Origin of the sequence: Roseibium algae, assembly GCF_037783265.1 — a bacterium.
Taxonomy (GTDB): domain Bacteria; phylum Pseudomonadota; class Alphaproteobacteria; order Rhizobiales; family Stappiaceae; genus Roseibium; species Roseibium algae.
Genome location: NZ_JBAKIA010000015.1, coordinates 58,925 through 81,748, shown reverse-complemented (window position 1 = coordinate 81,748; position 22,824 = coordinate 58,925). Strand labels below are relative to the sequence as shown.

Annotated in this window: 22 protein-coding genes; 10 read left to right on the top strand and 12 right to left on the bottom strand. The window is 52.2% G+C overall.

The annotated features are described in order from the left end of the window. A complete protein-coding gene (locus tag V6575_RS18595; RefSeq protein WP_340276464.1) occupies nucleotides 1-312 on the top strand; it encodes a M48 family metalloprotease in 312 nt (103 codons plus the stop codon). 36 nt (nucleotides 313-348) lie between these two features. On the opposite strand, the gene V6575_RS18590 is transcribed toward V6575_RS18595, so the two are convergent. Both V6575_RS18590 and V6575_RS18585 read right to left on the bottom strand, forming a co-directional pair. Then, the gene (locus V6575_RS18590; RefSeq protein WP_340276462.1) at nucleotides 349-2,019 is read right to left on the bottom strand and encodes a formate--tetrahydrofolate ligase; all 1,671 of its coding nucleotides are present in this window, start codon (nucleotides 2,017-2,019) and stop codon (nucleotides 349-351) included. A gap of 74 nt (nucleotides 2,020-2,093) precedes the next feature. Further along, a complete protein-coding gene (locus V6575_RS18585) occupies nucleotides 2,094-3,341 on the bottom strand; it encodes a winged helix-turn-helix domain-containing protein (RefSeq protein ID WP_340276460.1) in 1,248 nt (415 codons plus the stop codon). Between the two features lie 99 nt (nucleotides 3,342-3,440). Here V6575_RS18585 and V6575_RS18580 point away from each other — a divergent pair, with 99 nt between their 5' ends. Further along, nucleotides 3,441-4,190, top strand: a complete 750-nt coding sequence (locus tag V6575_RS18580; RefSeq protein ID WP_340276458.1) for a sulfite exporter TauE/SafE family protein — start codon at nucleotides 3,441-3,443, stop codon at nucleotides 4,188-4,190. 27 nt (nucleotides 4,191-4,217) lie between these two features. On the opposite strand, the gene V6575_RS18575 is transcribed toward V6575_RS18580, so the two are convergent. Then, nucleotides 4,218-5,231, bottom strand: coding sequence for a GlxA family transcriptional regulator (locus V6575_RS18575; protein WP_340276457.1), 1,014 nt, complete (start codon nucleotides 5,229-5,231; stop codon nucleotides 4,218-4,220). A gap of 325 nt (nucleotides 5,232-5,556) precedes the next feature. Between V6575_RS18575 and V6575_RS18570 the strand changes: the two genes are divergently transcribed. Then, nucleotides 5,557-6,369 (top strand): ferredoxin--NADP reductase, encoded by an 813-nt coding sequence (locus V6575_RS18570; RefSeq protein ID WP_340276456.1) that lies wholly within the window; start codon nucleotides 5,557-5,559, stop codon nucleotides 6,367-6,369. Nucleotides 6,370-6,646: 277 nt separating this feature from the next. Beyond that, the gene (locus V6575_RS18565; RefSeq protein ID WP_340276454.1) at nucleotides 6,647-7,501 is read left to right on the top strand and encodes an N-acetylneuraminate synthase family protein; all 855 of its coding nucleotides are present in this window, start codon (nucleotides 6,647-6,649) and stop codon (nucleotides 7,499-7,501) included. Between the two features lie 45 nt (nucleotides 7,502-7,546). On the opposite strand, the gene V6575_RS18560 is transcribed toward V6575_RS18565, so the two are convergent. Beyond that, entirely contained in the window at nucleotides 7,547-8,464 is a 918-nt protein-coding gene (locus V6575_RS18560) for a class I SAM-dependent methyltransferase (protein WP_340276453.1), read from the bottom strand. Nucleotides 8,465-8,703: 239 nt separating this feature from the next. On the opposite strand from V6575_RS18560, the gene V6575_RS18555 reads away from it, so the two are divergent. Together V6575_RS18555 and V6575_RS18550 are read left to right on the top strand one after the other, a co-directional pair. After that, the gene (locus tag V6575_RS18555; protein WP_340276452.1) at nucleotides 8,704-9,435 is read left to right on the top strand and encodes an acylneuraminate cytidylyltransferase family protein; all 732 of its coding nucleotides are present in this window, start codon (nucleotides 8,704-8,706) and stop codon (nucleotides 9,433-9,435) included. After that, complete coding sequence (locus V6575_RS18550; protein WP_340276450.1) at nucleotides 9,432-10,565, top strand: polysaccharide pyruvyl transferase family protein; 1,134 nt, start codon at nucleotides 9,432-9,434, stop codon at nucleotides 10,563-10,565. Before V6575_RS18555 ends, V6575_RS18550 begins: the two co-directional genes overlap by 4 nt. A gap of 26 nt (nucleotides 10,566-10,591) precedes the next feature. Here the strand turns inward: V6575_RS18550 and V6575_RS18545 are convergent, their stop codons facing one another. Then, nucleotides 10,592-12,451: a tetratricopeptide repeat protein gene (locus tag V6575_RS18545; RefSeq protein ID WP_340276449.1), complete on the bottom strand. Its 1,860-nt coding sequence runs from the start codon at nucleotides 12,449-12,451 to the stop codon at nucleotides 10,592-10,594. 326 nt (nucleotides 12,452-12,777) lie between these two features. Between V6575_RS18545 and V6575_RS18540 the strand changes: the two genes are divergently transcribed. Continuing rightward, nucleotides 12,778-12,951 carry a hypothetical protein gene (locus V6575_RS18540; protein WP_340276448.1) on the top strand — a complete coding sequence of 58 codons (174 nt, stop codon included), beginning with the start codon at nucleotides 12,778-12,780 and terminating at the stop codon, nucleotides 12,949-12,951. Between the two features lie 70 nt (nucleotides 12,952-13,021). On the opposite strand, the gene gph is transcribed toward V6575_RS18540, so the two are convergent. After that, nucleotides 13,022-13,690 (bottom strand): phosphoglycolate phosphatase, encoded by a 669-nt coding sequence (gene gph / locus V6575_RS18535; protein ID WP_340276447.1) that lies wholly within the window; start codon nucleotides 13,688-13,690, stop codon nucleotides 13,022-13,024. 106 nt (nucleotides 13,691-13,796) lie between these two features. Next, entirely contained in the window at nucleotides 13,797-15,554 is a 1,758-nt protein-coding gene (locus V6575_RS18530; protein WP_340276446.1) for a methyl-accepting chemotaxis protein, read from the bottom strand. 249 nt (nucleotides 15,555-15,803) lie between these two features. Between V6575_RS18530 and rpiA the strand changes: the two genes are divergently transcribed. From rpiA to gor, 3 genes are all read left to right on the top strand, one after another. Continuing rightward, nucleotides 15,804-16,514, top strand: a complete 711-nt coding sequence (gene rpiA / locus V6575_RS18525; protein WP_340276445.1) for a ribose-5-phosphate isomerase RpiA — start codon at nucleotides 15,804-15,806, stop codon at nucleotides 16,512-16,514. 57 nt (nucleotides 16,515-16,571) lie between these two features. After that, complete coding sequence (locus V6575_RS18520; protein WP_340276444.1) at nucleotides 16,572-17,081, top strand: DUF2059 domain-containing protein; 510 nt, start codon at nucleotides 16,572-16,574, stop codon at nucleotides 17,079-17,081. A 193-nt stretch (nucleotides 17,082-17,274) separates the two neighbouring features. Continuing rightward, on the top strand, nucleotides 17,275-18,651 hold the full coding sequence (gene gor / locus V6575_RS18515; protein ID WP_340276443.1) for a glutathione-disulfide reductase: 1,377 nt from the start codon (nucleotides 17,275-17,277) through the stop codon (nucleotides 18,649-18,651). A 43-nt stretch (nucleotides 18,652-18,694) separates the two neighbouring features. Here gor and V6575_RS18510 read toward each other — a convergent pair whose 3' ends face one another. The 5 genes from V6575_RS18510 to V6575_RS18490 all read right to left on the bottom strand — a co-directional run bounded on the left by V6575_RS18510 (nucleotide 18,695) and on the right by V6575_RS18490 (nucleotide 22,681). Next, nucleotides 18,695-18,934 carry a hypothetical protein gene (locus tag V6575_RS18510; RefSeq protein ID WP_340276442.1) on the bottom strand — a complete coding sequence of 80 codons (240 nt, stop codon included), beginning with the start codon at nucleotides 18,932-18,934 and terminating at the stop codon, nucleotides 18,695-18,697. Next, entirely contained in the window at nucleotides 18,931-19,713 is a 783-nt protein-coding gene (locus V6575_RS18505) for a hypothetical protein (RefSeq protein ID WP_340276441.1), read from the bottom strand. Before V6575_RS18505 ends, V6575_RS18510 begins: the two co-directional genes overlap by 4 nt. Continuing rightward, entirely contained in the window at nucleotides 19,710-20,777 is a 1,068-nt protein-coding gene (locus V6575_RS18500) for a Rieske 2Fe-2S domain-containing protein (protein WP_340276440.1), read from the bottom strand. The genes V6575_RS18505 and V6575_RS18500 overlap by 4 nt, the downstream gene beginning before the upstream one ends. A gap of 175 nt (nucleotides 20,778-20,952) precedes the next feature. Then, complete coding sequence (locus tag V6575_RS18495) at nucleotides 20,953-21,183, bottom strand: hypothetical protein (protein ID WP_340276438.1); 231 nt, start codon at nucleotides 21,181-21,183, stop codon at nucleotides 20,953-20,955. A gap of 82 nt (nucleotides 21,184-21,265) precedes the next feature. Next, on the bottom strand, nucleotides 21,266-22,681 hold the full coding sequence (locus tag V6575_RS18490) for a sensor domain-containing diguanylate cyclase (RefSeq protein ID WP_340276437.1): 1,416 nt from the start codon (nucleotides 22,679-22,681) through the stop codon (nucleotides 21,266-21,268). Between the last annotated feature and the right edge of the window lie 143 nt (nucleotides 22,682-22,824).

The window sequence follows — 22,824 nt, the reverse complement described above, 5'->3', positions numbered from 1 at the left end:
TTGCGTCCTGAGCTGAAACTGACGTTCTATCCTCGTTTCCTGATCGCACATGAATGTGCCCATCACGTCTATCGGCATCTCACCCATTTAGGGCGTGCGGAAGTGTTCGGTATTGATGTTCTCAATCATATGCTGCGTCAGGCAGAGCTGGATGCCGACTGTTTTGCCACCAAGGCCTTGCGGGAGCATGACATTGAAGCTGTACGCTCGGCCCAATGGGTATTTGACAATTCGGCAGCAATAACGTCAGCCTCGCATCCTTCCGGTATGGAGCGGGTGAGCCACATAGAACTCTGTTTGCATCAGCAATAGCGTAAGTCTTTTAGGTTGATGCCGGGCTGCCTTGTCTTAAAACAGCCCATCGATCTGACCGTTTCCGTCCAGGCCGATCTGTGTGGCGGCAGGCACGCTCGGCAGACCGGGCATGGTCATGATTTCCCCGCAGATCGCGACGATAAAACCGGCACCTGCTGAAAGTCTGACTTCGCGCACTGGCACACTGTGGCCAGTGGGGGCACCGCGCAGAGTGGGATCGGTCGTAAAGGAATATTGCGTCTTGGCCATACACACAGGCAGATGACCAAAGCCATCGGCTTCCCATCGCGCAAGTTGATAGCGCACGCCTTTGTCGATGGCGATGTTGTCAGCCCTATAGATTATCTTGGCGACCTGCTCGATCTTGTCGATCAGGGGCAGGGCATCGTCATAAAGCGGCGCAAAGTTGCTCGTGCCGCTGTCTGCCAGGCTTGCGACCCTTTGAGCGAGCGCTTCGGTGCCCTTTGAGCCATTTGCCCAATGGGTTGCCAGAATGGCTTCGACGCCATGTGCCTCGCAGTAGGTTTTGACCGCTGCGACTTCCGCGTCCGTATCAGCGGTGAAGTGGTTGATGGCGACGACCACGGGCACGCCGAACTGCTTGATGTTCTCTATGTGTCGGCCAAGGTTTTCGCAGCCTTTGGTGACTGCAGGCACATTTTCGGCAGCCAGCTCATCCTTGGCGATGCCGCCGTTTATCTTCAAGGCGCGAACCGTGGCAACGAGAACAACAGCATCAGGAGACAGCCCTGCCTTTCGGCATTTGATGTTGAAAAATTTCTCGGCCCCAAGATCAGCACCGAATCCGGCCTCCGTTACCACATAGTCCGCCAACTTCAGCGCTGCTTTTGTTGCCATCACCGAGTTGCAGCCGTGGGCGATGTTGGCAAACGGGCCGCCATGGACAAAGGCGGGATTGTTTTCCAGGGTTTGCACCAGGTTTGGCTGGGCTGCTTCTTTCAGCAGGACCGTCATGGCGCCATCGGCTTCAAGATCGCGGGCTGTGACGGCTGTCTTGTCCCGACGGTAGCCAATGATGATGTTGCCAAGACGTTTTTGCAGATCGTCCAGGTCTTTGGCGAGGCAAAGTATTGCCATGATTTCAGAGGCGACCGTGATGTCGAAACCGCTTTCACGCGGAAAACCGTTGGAGACGCCGCCGAGGGAGCAGACCACGGAGCGAAGGGCCCGGTCGTTCATGTCCAGAACGCGCCGCCAGGTAATCCGTCGCTGATCAAGCTGCAGCTCGTTGCCCCAATAAATATGGTTGTCGATCATCGCCGACAGAAGGTTATGTGCTGAGGTGATGGCGTGAAAGTCGCCGGTGAAGTGCAGGTTGATGTCTTCCATCGGCACGACTTGTGCCTTGCCACCGCCTGCAGCACCGCCTTTCATGCCAAAGCAAGGACCAAGCGAAGGCTCGCGCAGGCAGATTACAGCTTTTTTGCCGATCCGGTTGAGACCATCACCAAGGCCAACGGTGGTCGTCGTCTTGCCTTCGCCAGCCGGTGTCGGGTTGATTGCAGTGACCAGGATCAGTTTGCCATCCGGCTTATCATCGAGGGAAGAGAGATAGCTGCCATCGATTTTCGCCTTGGTCCGGCCGAACGGGATCAGGGCGTCTTCAGGGATGTCGATCTTGCTGCCGATTTCGGCAATCGGGCGCATGGTCGCTGCCCGTGCAATCTCGATATCAATGGCCATGGTCGTTCACTCCTGATGTCTTTGGGATTCGCTATTCGATTAAATATTGAGCTTATCCGGTTTGCGGTAAAACGCTAGTCGGAGGACCGCGCCATTGGCTCTCTTAGCCAGTCGTCGGCGTAGGCCACCTCAGAGACGCCAGAAAACCTGGCCATGCGGTTGAGTTCGCTGTCAAGTTTGGACAAGCGGCTCTTTGAGGCCTTGATGCCATGCTCTGGCCAAAACGCCTTGACGATGAGCTTGTCGTCAGCGCGGAAGGCCTTCATGTCGATCCTGCCGACAAGATGTTCCCCTTCAAGGACCGGGAAAACGTAGTATCCGTATTTGCGCTTTGGTTCAGGAACGAAAACTTCTATCCGGTAGTGAAAGCCGAACAGGCGTTCTGCGCGCTTGCGGTCCCGCAGCATGGGATCGAAAGGCGAAAGGATGCGCAGACGGGAAGTTGCAGGCTCCAGCGCTGCAGCGTCCTCTAATATGCCTGGAAAGGCAAAGCTGCGCCGGTGCGTGGTGGTCTTGCAGTCCTCAATCAACACCTCAATGATTTGGCCTGAGGCCAGCTTCCGGGCACACCAGTCCTTGGCTTCCTGGGGGGTGATCAAATCGAAAAAGGCTGCAATCTCGCCCGAGGTTGCAAATCCGAGCCGGGTAAGGGCGGCGTGACAGGCCCAGTCTATGGTGGCTGCTTCATCGGATCTCTCTGTCCGATATTGGTCTGGAATGACCCGCTCGGTGAGGTCGTATACTTTCTGAAAACCATTCCGGCGGCAGACGGAAAGCTGGCCCGACCGCCACAGATATTCCAACGCTGTTTTCGAAGGATGCCAGTCCCACCAGCCACCGCTTTTCCGGGCTTCTCCTTCTCCGACATCGCCTGATGTGGTTGGGCCATGGTCGGCAATGCGCTTCAGGACCGCGTCAAATTTTTCCTCAAAGCCCTCTCTGCGCCAATTTCGCCAACGATTGCGAATTGTAACCGCATCCCGTTCGAACTTGAGCATCCAATGGGGGTAAAACCGGGTGGGGATCATCGAGGCATCATGAGTCCAGTGCTCGAAAAGCTGCATGTCTCTTTCTGAAAGCTGCTTCAAATTTTTCTCGCGATAAGACGACCGTCGGGCGAACAGGATCATGTGGTGCGCGCGGGCGACCGTGTTGATGCTGTCCACCTGTATGAAGCCAAGGTCCTCAATCACCTGCAGCAGGTCATTACCCTTGCCCGAGCCCTTGGGGGCTTGAAGCAATCCATGCCGTGCTATGAACAGGCGGCGGCCCAGTGCATTGGGCAAGAGCGGTAGGTCGGGCTGAAATGATGTCTTGTTCATGATTTGTACTCTAGCATGGCTCGGCTTTCTTGCGAAACCCGAAAACCGCTCATATTGACGCGGTGTTGTCCGACGTTTCAATCGAGCTAAGTTATCGCGATGGATGATCCGATTCTCATTCCACTGATTGTGGCTGTTTTCTTTCTGGCAGGGCTGGTGAAAGGTGTGATTGGCCTTGGTCTGCCGACCGTCGCGCTCAGCCTCATGACCATCCTCACAAGCCTGCCGACAGCGATGGCTCTGATGTTGGTGCCGACATTTGCAACCAATGTTGTCCAGGCACTGACTGGCGGTCATGCCAAAGTGATTTTGAAGCGGATCTGGCCGTTTTTGCTGTTGGCCACCGTGACTGTTTGGGCTGGAGGGCTGGTATTGCGCGATGCGGATCTGTCGCTGATGTCGTCATTGCTCGGGGCGGTGCTGGTGGCATATGCCATTTTGGGGTTCACTGGCTATCAGATGAAAACCGCGCCGCAGCAGGAGACGTTGTCCGGTGTTGTTCTTGGAACGGTGAACGGTGTTTTGTCCGGCATGGTTGGATCTTATGCCGTGCCCGGAGTGATGTATTTGCAAAGCCTTGGCTTTGACCGCAATCAGTTTGTTCAGGCCATGGGCATGTTGTTTTTGGGCACGACAATAGCACTCGGGGTCACTCTGTCGGGCAACAACCTGATGACCGCCGAGATGGGCTGGATGTCAGTCGGAGCAACAGTGCCCGCATTCGCCGGTTTTTTTGCAGGTCAGATGATACGGAAGAGACTGTCCGAGCGCCTCTTCCGTCTGCTGTTTTACGCAGGCCTTCTGGCCCTTGGCCTTTTCATTGTCATCAGGCCGCTGCTCGGCAGTTGAGCAGCTTTCATGAGATCATCTGGTCTGTCACCGAGTTGCGTGCTGCCGAGAACTGGTGTGATTGGCGCCCCATTGATAGGAATGCCGTTCCTCTGTCGGGGTAAAGCCGAACCGCTCCCGATAGCATTTGGTAAAATGTGATGTGGAGGCGAAACCGCAGGCCAACGCAACATCCAGAACAGGACGCCCTGTTCTGCGCAGCAGGTCCCGTGCGGTATCCAGCCTGAGCCTGAGGTAATACTGCCCGGGTGTGCAATCGAAATGCCGCCGGAACAAACGCTCCAGTTGGCGCGGCGATAAATCGACTGTCATCGCCAACTGTTGACAGCTCAAAGGGTCCTCAATGTGAATATCCATGATCCGAATGGCATCCAGGATTTTGGTGTTGGCAATGCCTGTCCGCGATTCCGCATCATGACGCTGCGCGCTCTCGCCGGACCGCATGTTCTGATAAAGCGAGACTTCCGCAATTTCATGGGCCAGATAGGCACCATGTTGAATGGCGATCAGGCGGAGCATCATGTCCAGCGCGGCCATGCCGCCAGCGCATGTGATGCAATTCCGGTCAATCGTGAAGATATCCGAGCTGACTTCCACATGAGGGAACTCCTCGCGCAGAGAATGCAGGTTTTCCCAGTGAATGGTGCAGCGCCGACCATCCAGAAGATGGTACCGGGCCAGTAGATAGGCACCTGTGCAAATGGCTCCATAGGTTCGGCCCATGGCATTCAGGCGGCGCAGGCGCTTGCCCAGCTCCGGATCAAGCGGCAAACGCTCAACGTCGATCCCAGTACACAAAAGTGTAATATCCGCATCATGCAGGTCACGGATAGAAGATTGAGCAGATATTTCGACGCCGTTGCTCGCCGTGACAGGATTTCCGTCGAGCGAGTAAGTCGTCCAAGTATAATACTCTTTCCCGAGGAAGCGATTTGCTAATCTCATTGGCTCAATGAGGGAGGAAAACGCTATCAGGGAGAAGCGGTCGAGGATAACAAATGCTATCCTCTTTCCTTCTGAATACTGTTCCGGTGCGGACATAAGCTGTGCCCTTTTAAAGTGTCTGGAAAGTTTATCTTTTATAATTATTAAGACAGTGCTTCGGAAATTATGATCTGTCAAACAACTCTTTTGTCAGTCCGTGTATTTCCAGATTTTTTTGTGGGTGCCTTGTCTTAACGAGGGGCATTCGAGACGCTCCGGAGGGGAAACTTGGGCCTTCGATTGCGCCGTTTTGGTGAGATTAAATAAATTTTTTGTCAATTGTGCATTTCGGAGAGTTTGGTTGCTTCAAGTCAAGGCACGGAAAGTGGTAAGGAGTATCCAGAAATTACCGTCTATTATGTTGAACGGAAGTCCAAAGCTTATGAATGTTCTCGCCAAGCCCGCCGATCTGGAAGATGCAGCTCCTGCTGGTGCCTTCGTTCAGGAAGTCACTGCCGTCCAGCATTACACTGATCACTTGTTCAAGTTCCGCATGACCCGTCCAGCAAGCTTTCGCTTCCGCTCGGGAGAGTTTGTCATGATCGGCCTGATGATTGACGGCAAGCCGTTGTATCGTGCCTATTCGATTGCTAGCCCGTCATGGGATGAAGAATTGGAGTTCTTCTCCATCAAGGTGGCGGATGGCCCGCTGACTCAGCATTTGCAGAAAATCCAGCCGGGCGATGCCGTCTTGATGAAGAAGAAGCCGACCGGCACATTGGTCAATGATGCACTGGTTCCAGGCAAACGGGTCTATATGTTCTCTACCGGAACCGGGCTTGCGCCATTTGCCAGCCTAATTCGGGATCCGGACACCTATGAAAAGTTCGATCAGGTGATCGTAACCCATACTTGCCGTGAAGTTGCCGAGTTGAAGTACGGTCTGGATCTGGTCGAGGCGACCAAGAACGATCCGCTGATCGGAGAAATGGCGCAGGAAAAGCTGATCCATTACACCTCCGTGACCCGGGAGGACTACCCGTTCAAGGGGCGCATCACCGACCTGATTGAAAGTGGTAAGTTGTTCACGGACCTTGGCGTTCCGCCGCTTGATCCGGCGATTGACCGCGGCATGATCTGCGGATCGATGGACATGCTCAAGGACACCAAGGCCTTGCTGGAAAAAGCCGGTCTCAACGAGGGCGCAAACAATAAGCCTGCCGAGTTCGTCGTTGAGCGGGCATTTGTTGGCTGAGCATTCTGCGTGAATGCCTGTGTCGGTGATTCTTTTGCATGCCCTAATTAAGTCAACGGCCGTGTGCAAGCGCGGCCGTTTTGCTTTGATTTGTATCGCAGTGTTCTGTTTCTGAGTTTTTCCAAAGAAAGCAGAGCTTACTGTTGGCCAACGTCTGTCATTTGCTGGACAGCAGCATGACGTAGTGGCAGGAAGGTGAGGAGTGTGATTGAAAATTGGGCTGCCTTGCACGGGGAAATCCGTGGTGCGACGAAGCCCTCTAGCCGTTCAGGACCAAATGATAACTGACAGCAGTTGCTACGTAATCGCCGAGATTGGCATCAATCACAATGGTGCTCTGAGCCAGGCACTTGAGATGATCCGGGCGGCCAAACTTGCCGGCTGCGATGCCGTGAAGTTTCAAAAACGCACGATTGACGTCGTTTATTCGGCTGAAGAATTGGCCCGGCCGCGCGACAGCGTGTTTGGCATCACCAACGGTGATCAGAAAAACGGCCTTGAATTTGGCAAGGATGCCTTTGATCAGATTGATGCGCTGTGCCGTGAGCTGGACATTGAATGGTTTGCCTCCCCATGGGACGAAGGCTCAACCGACTTTCTGATGGCTTATGATTGCCCCTATTTGAAAGTCGCCTCCGCCATGGTGACAGACAAGGCGTTTTTGGAGCATTGCGCGCGGACAGGTCGGCCCTTGCTGGTATCTACGGGAATGAGCGATCTGGGGTTGATTCGCCGCGTGGTCAAGACAATCAACGCTGTCGGGGGCACAATCGCCTGCCTGTACCATTGCACATCGACCTATCCGACCACGGATTCTGAAATCAATTTGCGCGGTATTCAGACATTGGCGAAAGAGTTCCCTGATCTGAAAATTGGCTTTTCCGGCCACGAAAAAGGCTTGATGCCGACGATTGCCGCTGTGGCTCTCGGGGCCGCTTCAGTCGAACGTCATGTGACCCTTGACCGGTCGGACTGGGGGTCTGACCAAGCCGCTTCAATCGAAATGGACGAGTTGGCCAGCCTGGTCTCCGACATTCGCCGCCTGGAGACAGTCCTTGGAGATGGAAACATCTGCGTGTATGAAGATGAAAAGCCGATTGCTGATAAACTTCGTAGAAATACGACGGTTTAGTCCTTAGCTTATTTAGGTGTGTATCTTTGTTCAGGATACCTGAAACTAGCCATTCTTTTCTGCAATGGCGATAAGCGTGTCTGTTCTGTCCATAGCTGACAGCTGAGCGGCGTAGGCGCTATCAAGGTTTGGCGAACTCATGTGTTTATAGAGATCATGCCCACCTGGTTTCTTCTCGTTCAGCCAGTATAAGTGATTTGCAAAGCCGTACCGTTGAAATGGCTCTATCCTAATGTTGCCGAACCCGGCTGCTTTGAGGAAAGCTGAGAGACTTTCCTGAGTGTGTAAAACGAGGTGCTCACTCCAGTATATGAAGTCTCGGTATTCTGGTAAGGCCATCTCGTGGGATAAAAAATCACGAGCGTGCGGGACTTCAACAAATACCTTTCCTCCAGGTGAGAGCGCAGTGTGAATATCTTTGAGGACGCCGAGCTGGTCTGGAATATGCTCTAGTACGTGAAAGAGTGTTACGAGATCGAAATTGCCTGATGTTGAAGAAATAGCTGAAGCTACCTCTGCATTCGAACCCAGGCGATTGCGAATCAACTCTGCCAAGTCTGCCCTGATCTCTATGCCGCAAACTTGTTTGGCCGCACTTTGGATTGCATCCAAGTACAGACCTTGGCCGGTTCCGAAATCGCAAACCCTCATGCCTTCTACGAGTGAACTTGTCTGGCTGAGCCTGCGCTCCAGATCTTCGTTTCTCTTCAGTTTCAAAATACCGGAGCTTGTTTGAACTTCGGCTTCTATTTTCTTGCCGATTACCTTCTCTGCGTAATGTAGGTCGAGGTTCGGCTGTCTTGACAGAAATATAACTCCTGATCGGCGGTCTCTAAAAACTGGTATGTCGGTGTCACGTGTTCTTGGCCAATGAACTTCCTTTGTGTCGTCAGAGATGAGATTCAAGTCAGCGAGTTGGCAGATGAATTTGGGGGGGCTTGGTTCAGCTATCTGGCTACTCATTTTTCACTCCGGCAAAAGTCCAATGTGCCGTGCATGCATCGGCTATCCTGACTAGGCTATAGGACTGGTGTATATGAAATCGATGGTAAACACCTGTTGAAAATGAAGAGCTTTCTGAACTTGCCATTGCATGTTTCCGTGTGTTGCTGACGATTGAATATGTTTGAAAGAATCAGGAAACAAGCATTGGAAGGTCCCGGATGTGATAAACTTGTCGCTTGGGATGGTAGAGTGTGCCCATGAATTGTGTGGCGATTATTCCTGCGCGCGGTGGGTCTAAAGGTGTTCCCGGTAAGAATTTAAAACCTCTTGCTGGAAGGCCTTTGATTGGTTGGTCCATTGAAGAAGCATTGAAGGTCGACGGAATTTCCGAAGTCATTGTGTCCACCGACGATCCTGAAATAGCAGAAATAAGTCAGTCCTTCGGCGCTTCGGTTCCCTTTTTGCGGCCAGACGAACTTGCTGGCGACAGTGTACATGCGTTCCATGTGATCTTGCATTACGTTGAGTGGGTACGGCAGAGTGGGCACAAAATTCCTGATGCCATAGCCATGCTGCTTCCAACGGCCCCACTAAGGCGGCACTGGCACATCACCAAGGCTTTGGATCTGTTTTGGCAGGCACCAGAATCTCCGGTTATTTCGGTCTACAAAAGTCTTACGCCACTTATCAGCTTGCGATGGATTGATGACGGAGCCCTCAAGCCTGTTGTGAGCGCACCCGATTTAAATTTACAACGCCAGAACCTGAAACCAGTCTACGGCGTAAATGGTTCGATCTACATAGCCAAGCCGAGTGTTCTTGAGATCGAAGGGACGTTCCATACGAAGACGGCTCGTCCGTTTGTTATGGATCGTTTGCATTCCATGGATATTAATTCTCACGATGACTTTGCTATGGCAGAGCACCTTCTTAAATCGCCCGATTTTGATTTGGAAAAAAGCCTTCTTGAAGAGGATGTCATGACATGATCCGTATAGCCCATGTAGGCGGTTGGGGTCGTAACTACGGTGATCTTGCCCTTCAAGACGGTCAAATGCGTGTTCTTCGAGAGGATTCTGATCAGTCACTGGAATTCCTGCCCATCCATTGCCAGCAAACCGAATTCCACCCGGACCTGATTGACCGTATCAACGAGACTTGCGATCTCATGATACTTGGCGGCGGTGGCATGATTTTCCATCGGCCTGAAGATTCTAGTAAGTCCGGCTGGCAGTTCAACATCGCGTTGGAAGATCTCGATCGTATCCGGGTTCCTATTGTGGTTTATGCCGTTGGCTATAATCCGTTTCATTTTGATAGCCAGAAGCTTCTTCCCGTTGCGATGGAACATCTGAAAGCGACGCAGGAGCGTGCGTTGATGTTTTCGGTGCGAAACAATGGAAGCCGCAATGCTCTAATTAACGGTGGCCTTGACCCTAACCGTATAGAGATACTGCCTGATCCAGGTATGTATGTTCCATCCTTTCCACTGACACTGCCTCAGTCGGCTGGAAAGGACTTGAAGATTGGCCTGAACTGGGCTGGAGACCGGCCGCATTTTCGTTTCCCTGAACCTTGGGAGGCAAATCGTCTTGGGCTGATTGATGCGCTTTGTGGAGCATTTCAGGCGCTGGCTGGCGATTATCCGGAGCTTCAGGTTTATTTTATTCCGCATCTGGAAAATCGCATTGATAGTGATGTTTGGGAGCTGTTTTCCCAGCGTTTGGGCACACGAATTTTAAATTTGGAAGATAGCGTTCGAAATATTTATCCACCATCCCGTGCTCAGGTTGGCTTTCTGGCAGATACATATCGGCAAATGGATATTTCAATCGGGATGCGCGGTCATGCAAACATCATTCCTTTCGGCATGAATACGCCGCTATTGGGATTAGGCAGCCACGACAAGGTCGGTTTCTTTCTGGATGAGGTTGGGCTGCTAGATAACTGGTTATCCACCCAAGCAGATTCATCAGCAGGTGGAGCGACTGCTATTGCAGCGAAGATAAGGTCCGTTTTGGAAGAGCGTTTAGTACTGAAGGGCAGAATGGCAGAGCAGCTGACAAGGTGTCGCCAGACGACCAAGAACTTTCATGAGCGCCTTTTTTCTGCACTTTGAATATTGGCTCCAGCCTGCCTGAAAGCTTATAGCCCAAGTCGCTGAATGCGTGCTGTTTGATCTGCTGTTTTGGTCCAGTTCTCTAGATCACTCGCGATCCGAGGGGCGACGTCCTTTGCCCGCTCGTCTGGCTGAATGCGATAATATGTCATGTCTGGGTACCAAGGTGGGTTTTGTTCCCCCATCAAGATGACGCTGTGAATGGAGCCAAAGCGCCAGCAGGGGACACCGAGCGCGCCGGCTAGGTCCCCGACACTCGTATTTGCTGTTATCACGAGATCAACGCATGCGGTCATTGCCGCCGCAGCTTCCATGTCATCCTTGAGATCGACGTCATCCCAACTTTGTAACTTAACCCCCAGTCTCTCTCGAATGAATTCCAGTTCGCGGGCAAGGGCCCCATATTGAAGATTGACGAAAGTTACGTTCGGAGTCTCAAAAATTGGCTTGGCTTCAGGAGCACTGAGGTACCAGCGCGCTCTTCCTGTAGCCAAGTTTCCAGAACGCCAGGCAATACCAACCACTGGTTTGTTTGTTTCCCCTCCCATGCGCTTTGCATAGTTGCGCGCTAGCTTTCGATCAAAGCTTAAATAGGGAGACACGGCCTTTGAGAAGCTCTCGATATTAGGCCGAAGGTACTTGCCCAGATCAGCCAAACAATAATGCATGTCATAATCGTCTATTGTAGCTTCTAGGGTTTCAGGATCGTATTGGCCTGAGCGTACCTCTACCCCTTCAAAGCTTCGCTCGCAGAGTTCTGTGAGTTTACGTGCGGTCTCTAAAATGATCTTTCCGCCAAATCCCTTTAGTTCTTTTACGAAAGATGCGTTTCGGATGGCATCTCCGATACCTTGGTCATTCCAGACCATAAGGGTTTTGCCGTTTAGCGGTGTCCCATCCCATTCAGGAACAACGAATTTACGACACACAGAGGGGGTATTTGGATCTTCGAATCTAAGAAAGTGTTTGGACCAGCCCTCCTGAAGGCGTCCCGCTGCTATTAGGGCAAGGGCGATATTCCACTCGGCTACTGGAAGTGTACCTTTTGAGAGGCGAACTCCCTCGGTTAGATGTTCAACGGCCTCATTGAACATACCAAGGCAATGTAGATTGACGCCAAGTGTAACCTGAGCATGATGATCCTGTGGGTTTATCTTGACTGCTTTCTGGGCATAAGGAAGACCCTTGACGGCTTCTCCAAGCTTGAACTGAAGGCGTGCCATCTGGTGACATAGATCTCCATTGTCGGGGAACTTGGTTAGTGCCCTCGTAAGTTCAACGTCGTTCTCCATGAACTGCTCCGCCTCATGGCGTGCCTTCGATAGCTCAATGTGGTGATCCGGATTGTCAGGTTGAAGTAAAGTACATTTAAAGAAAAAGACCGCTGCTTTGTCGAATTTTTTATTATCCCTCAGCAAGATGCCATAGTTTCGATAGGCGTCTGAGTAGTCTGGGTGATCTACAATCAGATGCTGTAAGATCTCTTCGGCTTCTTCAAGACGACCTAATTTGCTTAATGATACTGCCTGAAGGTTCCGCGTCTCGACAATGGTCGGGTCCAGCGAAAGGGCCTTTTGTGTGCAAGCAAGAATGCTTTCGGGCCCGATATTCTTCATGTCAGAAAACGTGCGTGCCAGATTGGCGTAAAAGGGAGCTCTGTCATCGGCCAGTTTGATGGCTTTTTGGATGAATTCCTGAGCACGCTTCGGGTAACCAAGTTGCCGATAACACACACCCAGAAGGTGGTTGGCATCCGGGTTGTTGGGGGCCTTTTTCAAGACTTGCTTATAGAGCGTTTGAGCCTTTTCAACGTCACCGTTCTTTTGATAGGCTAGAGCCTTATGCATTTTTTCCATCAAGGGATTGGATGCGGGCTTCGGCGCCATAGGGATTGGTCCTTGCAACAAGTCAGGGAATCATCTGGTGCAACTTTAGCAGTCAAAAGACCAAAGTGGCTGATCCATGCAATTTACCGCAAAGCTATCCGCAGGAAAACTTTAGGGGCGGCTTTCGGATACTGCGGAATTCAAATTTTGAACACGGTAAGTCGGAAAAAAGAGGGGCAGGTATAGTTAAGAATCGCAGCAAGTACGCTCAAGACTGTCTTGTAACGACATAAGCCCATTAAAGTGTCAGCGTCGCGATACAGGGCGTGCCTGGATTTCAGTTTGGGCACATCGTTTGGAGCGTATTAGGGTTCGGGCCCATAAAATTGCATGCACTGGTCGATCTGGAACAGGTCGGATGCGAGGCGCAAAAAGGATGGAAACCTGGATGGTTTTCGAGTTTTGGTAACACTGCAGACGGCTTGTTCCAGATTGATCCGAAGGACGATGAACCTGCTGCGGATGGCGGCGTCAAAGCTCTTGACCTATGCAAGACATAACTCTTCAAGCTTTTCCTGCCCCTCCTTTGCAGGTTCAACGCCAGTGGATCCAATTTTATAAGTCCGAACCCTAGGCGGTCCGTGGCAGCTTTTGAAGGGCGGATCCAAGATCATCAAAATGGGAGATGACCTTGTCAGGGCCGAGCTCTTTGACTGGCACGGGCGTATACCCGAAATCGACGGCGACAACCGGGATGCCCGCAGCGCGGGCAGCATCTATGTCTGTAACGGAATCGCCGACCATAACAGAGCCTGTGACAACACCACCCGCGCCTGAAATTGCGCCCAAAACCGGGGCCGCATGGGGTTTGGGGTGCTCGAACGTATCACCACCTATAATCGCATCGAAGTGTTTTGTCATATCGAGGGCATCCAGAAGCGGAAATGTCAGGCGTTCGATCTTGTTGGTGCAGACCGCAAGCCGCCAACCTTCGGCCCGGAAACTTTCGAGGGCATCAATTACACCTGGAAAAGGGCGCGTTTGATCGGCGATATGGGCTTCATAATGGTCCAGAAACCGCTGAAACAGGGGCTCTATGGTTTCTTCTGTCCAGGAAACATCATTTGCATCGAGGCCGCGTTGCAGCAGCACTTTGGCGCCATGCCCGATCATGGAGCTCACGCGCTCCGGAGCCATTGCTTTGTAGCCTTCCTCGACAAGAATCGTATTCAGCGTTGGAACCAGGTCGTCCATTGAGGACACAAGTGTTCCATCCAGATCGAACACCAAAACAGACATGGAAATACCTTTGAAATATCGAAGAGAAACGGGGTCATTGCGACTGTACCTTTATTCTCTCTGATTGCAGGCCACAAGGTGTTCTGATGTCCTCACTGCTGTGTTTCTATAGTTTATAGGCCGTGCGGAAACCGCCCCAGTGCCGTCCGCCAACGATGATGGGCGCGTCGATCTCCCGCATCCAGACAAAGTTTCCATTTCCCATGTCTCTTGCGTAGGTCTGGATCAGGAATGGCCGTGTATTTCGCCCGGCACTCAGGCCTGCGCGATCATCAAAAATTCTCTTGTTTCGACAGTTTCCTGCGTTCCACGCCGGATCATCCGGGCGTTGAGGGTGGGAGTAGATCTGGTTGTGAACCGGCAAGAAACCATTTCTGTCGACCGCTGCACAAAACGCCATGCTTTTGTCGGTCGCAAGGATGGCCTCTTGAATATCTGGAATCGCAGACTCAAGGTCCTTTAGATAGCTGGTATCATATTGCTGAGGATTGGTGCCTTGAATGGGCTGGTAGTTAGTGTCGAACAGGTCGTCGATATTGAGTTTGCTCGATGCAATCAGCTGTTCCATGGCATCCGAGATCTGGGTGGCTCCCTCTTGGGCGCGCTCTACATAGGTTTTGTTCTCCCTGTGAATACGCTCAATTGTGCGTTCAAGTCTGTCTTTGAAGGCTTCATCAGGAGAGACGAATGCGCAGTGAACACCGTTGTCGGAAACATGGGCGACATCTGCGTGGCAGGGACCAAGGTCATTTAGGGAAACTGAGAGTCTCTGGCCTCGACGAAATGCTGTGTCTTCTGTGCTTTTGAACAGCATGCCACCTTCGGAAATATCCAAGGTTTCAATCGGCAGTGTTTTGCCATCAACCTGGGCCTGTCCTTTCAAGCGAGCGGGGAGCCTGTCGAACTTGCGTCTGTCACCCAATGCGCTTTGCCGGATCATCATGGTGAAGCGATTTCCAAGCGACTGAGCTGACGTGCCCATGTCCGAGCTTGCCTTGCTTGCCTCACTGGCAACGCTGACAGCATCGTTTGTCGATGCGTCAATGGCATCTGCGCGGCCTGTAACCTCTTGAACAAATGCAGCGGTTTCACTGGCCTGTTCACCAATTTGAGCCGTTGTTGTGATTTGTTCCTGAACGGCGTTTTCAACCGCAGAAAAGCTCGGGCGAATTTGCCCTATCACGTCGATAATTTTGTTGACGGAGCCGATACTGGTTTCTGCTGAGGCCTTGAGCCGGTCAATGTTGGAAACAATTTCGTTTGTGGCAGTCTGTGTTTCGACGGACAGGGATTTGACTTCGTTGGCGACGACGGCAAAGCCCTTGCCTGCCTCACCGGCACGGGCTGCCTCGATTGTTGCATTGAGGGCGAGAAGGTTTGTCTGTTTGGCGACGTCTGAAATCAGGCGTACAACATTCGCGATGTCTTCAATTGCGTTTTTTAGATCCAGAACGCCCACATTGGCTTCATCTGCAACATCCCGTGCCTGTTCTGCCAATTCACTAGACAAGACCACCTGTTTGCCAATTTCATTACTGGAAGTCGCAAGTTCGGAGATCGAATTGGCCAGAGCCGTGGCGTTGCTGGAGGCTTCTGCGCTTTGTTCGCGCAGGTTGCTGCTTTCCGTTTGAATGTGATTTAGCAACTGGAATTGTTCGGAAATTTTATCCTGTACTGCCTTTGCTGTTTTGCTGACGCCTTTGGCTGCAACGTGCAGGTCATCCTCAATCGCGGTCAGTGTAAACGACATGGAGTCCGTGGTTTGGGTCTTGTCATGCGCCGGAGTTGCTTCCTGATGAGTATCAATATCTTCAGGGTCATCTGAATTTTGAGTCTTTTTGGCTTTGAATCGAAGCAAATTCATGTCGATTAAGTCCTGCATCAACGGTACTTTTAAGAATTAAAACAATTTTAGTAATAAAATGGTGGTTAATTAATTAACTGCGCATCATAAGTTGAAACTTGGAAAGCCGGGCTTTGCCCTTTGCCCATTCGGCTAGCCGTGCTAATCACCCGACAAGGCTGAATACGATAGCTCAATGCAGGATGCGGACGTTGTGCCGTCGATGTCATGCATCGGCTTGTTAAAGCCAGATGAGGGAAGAACGACCGAATGAGCGACGAGTTGAAACGGCTTGCGGCCGAACGGGCTGTAGCAGACGTCGAACCCGGCATGAAACTGGGCATCGGCACAGGATCGACAGCTGAACATTTTGTTCGGGCACTTGGCCAAAGGGTGCGTGACGGTCTGGATGTGATAGGTGTTCCAACCTCAGAGCGGACCGCCGAGCTTGCCAAAGCTGAGGGAATTACCCTGACGACCCTCGAAGAGATGCCAGAACTGGATCTGACCATTGATGGGGCGGATGAACTGGATCCCCAGCTTGTCCTGATCAAGGGCGGGGGAGGGGCTTTGCTGCGCGAAAAGATCGTGGCAGCTGCGTCCAAACGCATGATTGTTATCGCAGACGTTGGCAAACTCGTTGATGTTGTCGGAGCCTATCCACTTCCCATAGAAGTTATCCCCTTCGGTCTGGGTGCAACGTGGAAGGCTCTTGAAGCCTGCCTTGTTGCAAATGATTTACCGGTCAAAATGGCACTGCGTGGCGGTGATGAACATCCTTTTGTCACAGATGGCGGTCACTACATCATCGATGCGCATTTGGAGCGAATCCCTCACCCGGCCTGTCTGGCGGATGATTTGACTGCAGTGCCGGGCGTCGTTGAGCATGGAATGTTCATCAGCCTAGCGACAAAAGCCTATGTGGCCGGCCCTGAAGGCGTCATTACTGTCGAAGATACGACGGTTGATCCTGAAACTTGAGTTTTGGAATTTGGTGACAGGTCAGTTAAGATTACCTGTACGTGATGGAGTTCGATTATGAAGCTTAAATCCTTGCTGTCAGCTGGTGCTGTCGTTGGTGCATCCTTGATGTTCACAAGCCTTCAGCCGCTCAGCGTAAAAGCGCAAGAGTTTACCGCAAGCCATCTGGAAGCCGCTCGGCAGCTTGTCATTGAAACCAAGGCATTGGAATCGTTTGATGATATTCTGCCGCTCCTTGCGGAACAGACCCGGACGCTTTTCATTCAGTCTGATCCTGCACGGACCCAGGAAGTGGTCGATGTGTCGACTGAAGTGGCTCTGAAGCTTGCGAGCAAGCGTACTGAGCTGAATAATATGGTTTACGAAGTTTGGGCGCGCCGGTTTACCGAAGAAGAGCTTATTCAGTTGGCGGACTTCTATCGCTCGCCGATTGGTCAGAAGCTGGCCAAGAATGGTCCTACGGTGACTGCTCTTGCAATTGGCGCAGCGCGACAGTGGCAGGACAAGATCTCAACTGAGATGGTCGCACTCGTGCGCGAAGAACTGGACAAACGTGCAGCCGAGTAACCCGAAGATCTTTCGGTAACTCCTGCGTGACGCTTTAAAAATGACAGGGCCGCTTTGCGGCCTTGTTTTTTGCCAGATCACAGCCAACATGATTGCTTGTTCAACTTGTTATCAGTTGGGCAGAGCTAGATCTTTCTGTAACTGTCATTTCAATTAGGCAGTACGCTGTATGCACATGAGCGACGAGGTTTCTATGAGTGATTTTGATTACGATCTCTTTGTTATCGGAGGTGGTTCAGGCGGTGTCCGTGCTGCGCGCATTGCAGCAACCCATGGGGCCAAGGTCGGTATTGCGGAAGAGTTTCGCTACGGCGGAACCTGTGTCATTCGCGGATGTGTACCGAAAAAGCTGTTTGTCTATGCTTCCAAGTTCTCCGAGGAATTCGAGGACGCAGAAGGGTTTGGCTGGACTGTTGGAGAACGTCATTTCTCCTGGCAAAAGCTTGTTGCAGCAAAAGATCAGGAAATCACTCGGCTTGAAGGCATCTATCGCCGGAATCTTGAACGCACGAACGTAGAAGCACACGATAGCCGTGCTGTTCTGGAAGGCCCTAACACCGTGCGCTTGCTGGCAACCGGCCAGACTATTTCAGCGAAGTATATTCTGATTGCTGTTGGAGCCTCTCCCAATGTGGATGAAGGCCTGGTCGGCGGTCAGCATGTGATCACCTCGAATGAGGCGTTTAATCTGGCGGACCTACCGCAGAGCATCGTGGTGGTTGGCGGAGGCTATATTGCTGTCGAGTTCGCAGGTATTTTCAATGGTTTGGGCGTTGACACCACGTTGATGTATCGTGGCGATGAAATTCTGCGCGGGTTTGATATGGACATGCGCACAGCTGTCCGCGATGAAATGCAGAAAAAGGGTATTCGGGTCGTTCTTGGCGACACATTTACTGAAGTTGAAAAAAATGCCGACGGCTCTTTGTCGGCGAAGACCAAACGAGGCGACACCCTTAAAGCGGATCAAATAATGTTCGCCATCGGTCGGCGCCCGCATACGATCGAGCTTGGCCTGGAGAAGGCTGGCGTGGAGATGGATGGTATCGGCGCAATCAAGGTGAGTGCCGACTCGCAAACATCTGTTCCGTCCATATATGCGGTTGGTGATGTGACAAACCGGGCCAATCTGACCCCTGTTGCGATCCGCGAAGGTCATGCGTTCGCAGATACAATCTTTGGCAACAAGCCATGGACTGTCGATCACAGCCTGATCGCTACGGCTGTGTTTTCACAGCCGGAATTGGGGACCGTTGGTCTATCCCAGGAAGATGCGTTGAAGGTCACTGGCAATCTCGACATCTACAAGTCTTCGTTCCGGCCAATGAAGCACACGCTGTCTGGCCGCGATGAAAAGATGCTGATGAAACTGATTGTTGATGCCGATACTGACAAGGTTCTGGGCGTTCACATCATGGGACCAGACGCGGGTGAATTGGCTCAGGTTCTGGGCATCACAGTGTCAATGGACGCGACCAAGGCTGACTTCGATCGCACCATTGCGGTGCATCCAACGGCAGCCGAGGAACTGGTCACAATGCGTGAGCCGAGCGAACGTATTCGCAATTGAGATAGGGCAGCAGTATTGCAAGTTTGAAAGTGCCCGGGACCATTCAGTTGGTGCCGGGTTTTTTCGTCAGAGTCTGAGATACTATGCCCCAGAGCCGGTTGCCTATACTCAAAAAGCAGAAGATAGAGAGGCCGCTGACCAAAAGGCGAAATTCCCGAGCAAAGGTGCCCTTGGACAGGGATTGTGCTTCTGCCCAAAGGACATAGCATGTGCCGATGAGAGCCGCGGTGATGATCCCGCCGATCAGAAGGTGCAGCCAGGACGGTGAGGTTGAGTTGCTCATTGTGAGGGGCCTTCCGCCAGTGAGGCTTTGAAGACCAGTAAATCATCAAGCTTTTCCACATCGCCCTCAAGGGTGACGGGAAGCCCAACAAGATCATAAATTTCATCTGAAGGCTGGCTACCATCAGGGGCCGTGAGTAAAAAGAAATTGCGCCCCTCAACGGGGATCTCTGTGACAAACACGGGCGGAACGCCTCCACTCAGGCAGAGGTTCGCGCAGGCTTTATGGGCCAATCCACGCCCGGGACGCATGGCGCCCGAATAGCATTTTCCATCACAGATCTCGCCGCTCAAACGCCATCGCCCAAGAGGAACAGTATTTGATGGTTGATAGCTAGGTGTTTGATCTGAAGCGCCACTGTGGACAGCGCTCAAGCCTTTGGGTCCCCCTGAGACTTGCACCATTGTCAAATCGCCGCGCCGGATTGGAATGCCCGTCATTGACACCATCATGTCCTCAAGGGGCTGGGCCTGCGGAAACACACCGCGCTTGCCGGGCCCTGCAAGCATGACAGTGCGAGGTGCGGGGTTGGTTTCGTCGGGCGGAAGGCGCAAAACCGGGTAGGGGCGAAGCTCCAACTTGCCGATCTGAGTTGAACGTTGGTTCCATTGAAAACCGGCAACGCCTGGATCTGCCAGCCCTGTTGGCAGAAGCAGTGCACTTGCTCCAAGGCCGATCAGGAAACACAGGCAGAAGACCCCGAGAAACAGCCTGAGGGAGGCGGGAACCTTACGGCCGTAGCCGATGAAGAACGGCGGATTTGCAGATGGGCTGCTCATGAGTTTGCTTCCTGGAATCTGAGGGGTTCGATCCGGGTACCAGGGGCAAGAGGTTCAGGCTCAACATAGACAACGCCTTTGTCCAGCATAAGCCGGTAGGTTGCAATTTTCTCGGTGAAGGGAGCTGGTGCGCACCCATCCTCCGGACGGTATTGGTAGCCATGCCAAGGGCATGTGATGGCTCCTCCGAGGATCTTGCCTTCTCCCAAAGGCCCGTTCTGATGGGCGCAGGCATTGGTGACTGCAGAGAGTTTGCCATCATAGCGGAAGATCGCAACCCGGTCCCCGTCCGGCAAATCGACGGTGATGGCGCGCTTGTCCGGAATATCAGCGACAGCCCCAGCTCGAACCCAACCTGTGTGTGGTGCCTTGGTTTCTGCCTGCAGCCTTATCTCGGCTTGTCCGTCACGGCGCGCGGCCATGAAGTGCAGCCCGCTGACAAGCGTGACGACGCCAAGCACAATCACCGGAAAGATCGTTCCGCGATCCGTTTGAAACGCGCCCAAACCTATGTGGAAGGCAACAAAGCCATAGGCAGCATAGATGCCCATATGCAGCGTTTTCCAGACAGGAGGTGTCAGGAAGCTTAACCAGAAATCATGGCTTGTTGTTGCCAGTATCAGAAGAATGAACAGTGCAGCCATGCCAAAGACTTCGAATGGAAATCCGCGGAGCTGGGTGAAACTGTCATTTGATCCAAGCAGTGCTACATAAGGATCTGTTGGACTGAAAGCGAAATACCAGCCAATTACATAGGTTGCGTGAACACAGGCGATCCCTGCAGTCAGGACGCCGAAATGCCTACGATTGTAGAGCAGAGGCAGATATCTTGGATCCAGCCGCGCCAATGGGCCAATGGCCAAGATCATCGAAAGCATTAAAAAGGCGAGACTGCCGAAGGCGCGCATTCTCAGGATCGCGCCGTCGGTGTTGCGCATGGCCTCTGAAAAGGAAGGCCCAACCCTCAGATAGAGATAGATATAAAAGACCACGCCGATGAGCAAAACCGCGTCGTAAATCCACTTGTTCCGGTTCCAGATAACAGGAACAAATTGCACGCTCATTGTCTGGCTCCCGTGGCCTCTGTGGTGCCTTCGGTGCTGCTATTCGGAGACAAGCGTTCTGCTACGGGTGACATCTGGGAGTGGTGCCCCATAATCATGAAAGCTACCAGGACAATGGGGAGAGCCAGTCCGAGAACGATCCAGACCCTACGATGGGTTTTCCTAAAGGCGGGCTTCACGAGACAGTGTCCTTCGATGCGTGTCTCAGGTCTCGTTCCAGCAATATCCACCGAACCAGGACAAGCGGCCAAAGCAGACAAAGTCCTGGCACCAGCAACGGGCGGAAGAAATAGGCCCCACGGGCTGAAGGGGCGATACGGTCAAGCCCAATGAGCAGAAAAGCTGCTGCTGAAATGCCTCCCACAAGAAGGTAAAGTCGCGCGATGCCGACTAAATGCTCAGCCATGCAGATGTTCTCCCCCAATGACTCATTCGAACTAACAAACTCTAACAATGACGAATGGAAAAGACCAATGCGTTTGATGTCTTCACGCGCTTGTGTTGACTCTGCCAGCTATTTCGCGAGCGAAGCCTGTCTGGACATCCTTGCACTTCTTGAGAGTCTTCAAGTCGCTGGCAAACATCATGCGCCCGCGCCCTGTCTGCTTCGAATGATAGAGGGCAGCATCCGCCGCTGCGACAATCGTTTCGCTATCGCTGCCCTGTTCCGGGGCGACCGAAATGCCGATACTGAGACCGACTGTGGCCTTCTTGTCATCAGGCAATGGCACCGGCTCGCTTACAGACAGGATCAGCCTGTTGGAAAGATCGGTCAACCCTGAGCGGTCGAGGTTGGTTCGCATGATGATGGCGAATTCATCTCCTCCAACCCTCGCAACAAGACCACTGGAGCCTGTCACGCTTTTCATCCGTTGTGCGACAGCCTTGATCACTGCATCTCCTGCAGCGTGCCCGTGAGAGTCGTTGACGGCCTTGAATTTGTCGAGGTCACAATGAAGTACGGCAAATTGCTTGTTGGGGAGGTTCTGGATCGACGTTTCCAGCACCCTGTTGAACTGCAGTCTGTTGGCAAGGCCGGACAATGTGTCATGTAATGCCAAATAACGGTTTTGTGTTTCGCTTGATTGCAGAGACGATGTCAGCTTTCCAATACGCCAGGCAATGCCGAATGCGAGGATGGCGAGGGCAGAAGACAAGACAAAAATAACCGGAATGACCGTCGGCCAGATTGTATCAGTCTGGGTTTCGCTTCTCCATGTGAAGCTGCCGAGTGTTTGTCCATCTATATCTTGGGTCAGATGATCTGACCCACCATCGTCAAGTAGTCTGTCTGTCGAGAATAAGAGGTTGGCGAAAGACAGTTGCGAATTAAGGTTCTTTAAAAAGTCTTCGTCAATGAATTGGGCCGAGATGAGGATGGTCGGCTCCCCCTTGGGGAGGACGACTGTCTCTTTATCTGGGATGATTGGCATCGCACCGACCAGAGCAATCTTGCCGTCAATGACAACAAAATTGATGGCCGCATAGTCGGACATCTGTAGTCCTTGCAGAGACCTGTAACTGTAGCCGCCAGGCACACGGACCCTGTTTTTCTGATAAAGCTCCCGTGCCTTTTTTAGAATTGGAGCCAGACTGGGTGTTTCAGTGATCGGCCGTCGGGATATGTGTGTGTATTCACGGAATGACTCAGCGAGAATGTCGCCATCGCCAGTGACAATCATGCTCCTGTCATGGCCGTGATCGCGCCAAAGGCTGCCGATTCTGGAACGTACAAAGTCATAATTGAAGTTGAGTACAAGGCCTTCGACCGATGTATCCGAGCGTGCAATTGGAAGTGCTTCACGCACAAACAGTCGCATTTTATCTTTTAACGCGTTATCGAACAGGCGACGTTCGTTTTGAATTGCCTGTTCATTGGATGCTTGTGAAGCGATGTAGCCCACGAATAAAAGTGAAGTAGAGGTGACAGCAATAAGAAGGCCGGCAAGAAAAAATGCCAGTCTCGAAATATGATGTCGCGATAAATTTGAATCGCGATCAGTATATCTTCTTTGCTTATTTTCACTCAACTAATATTTGCCTCTAT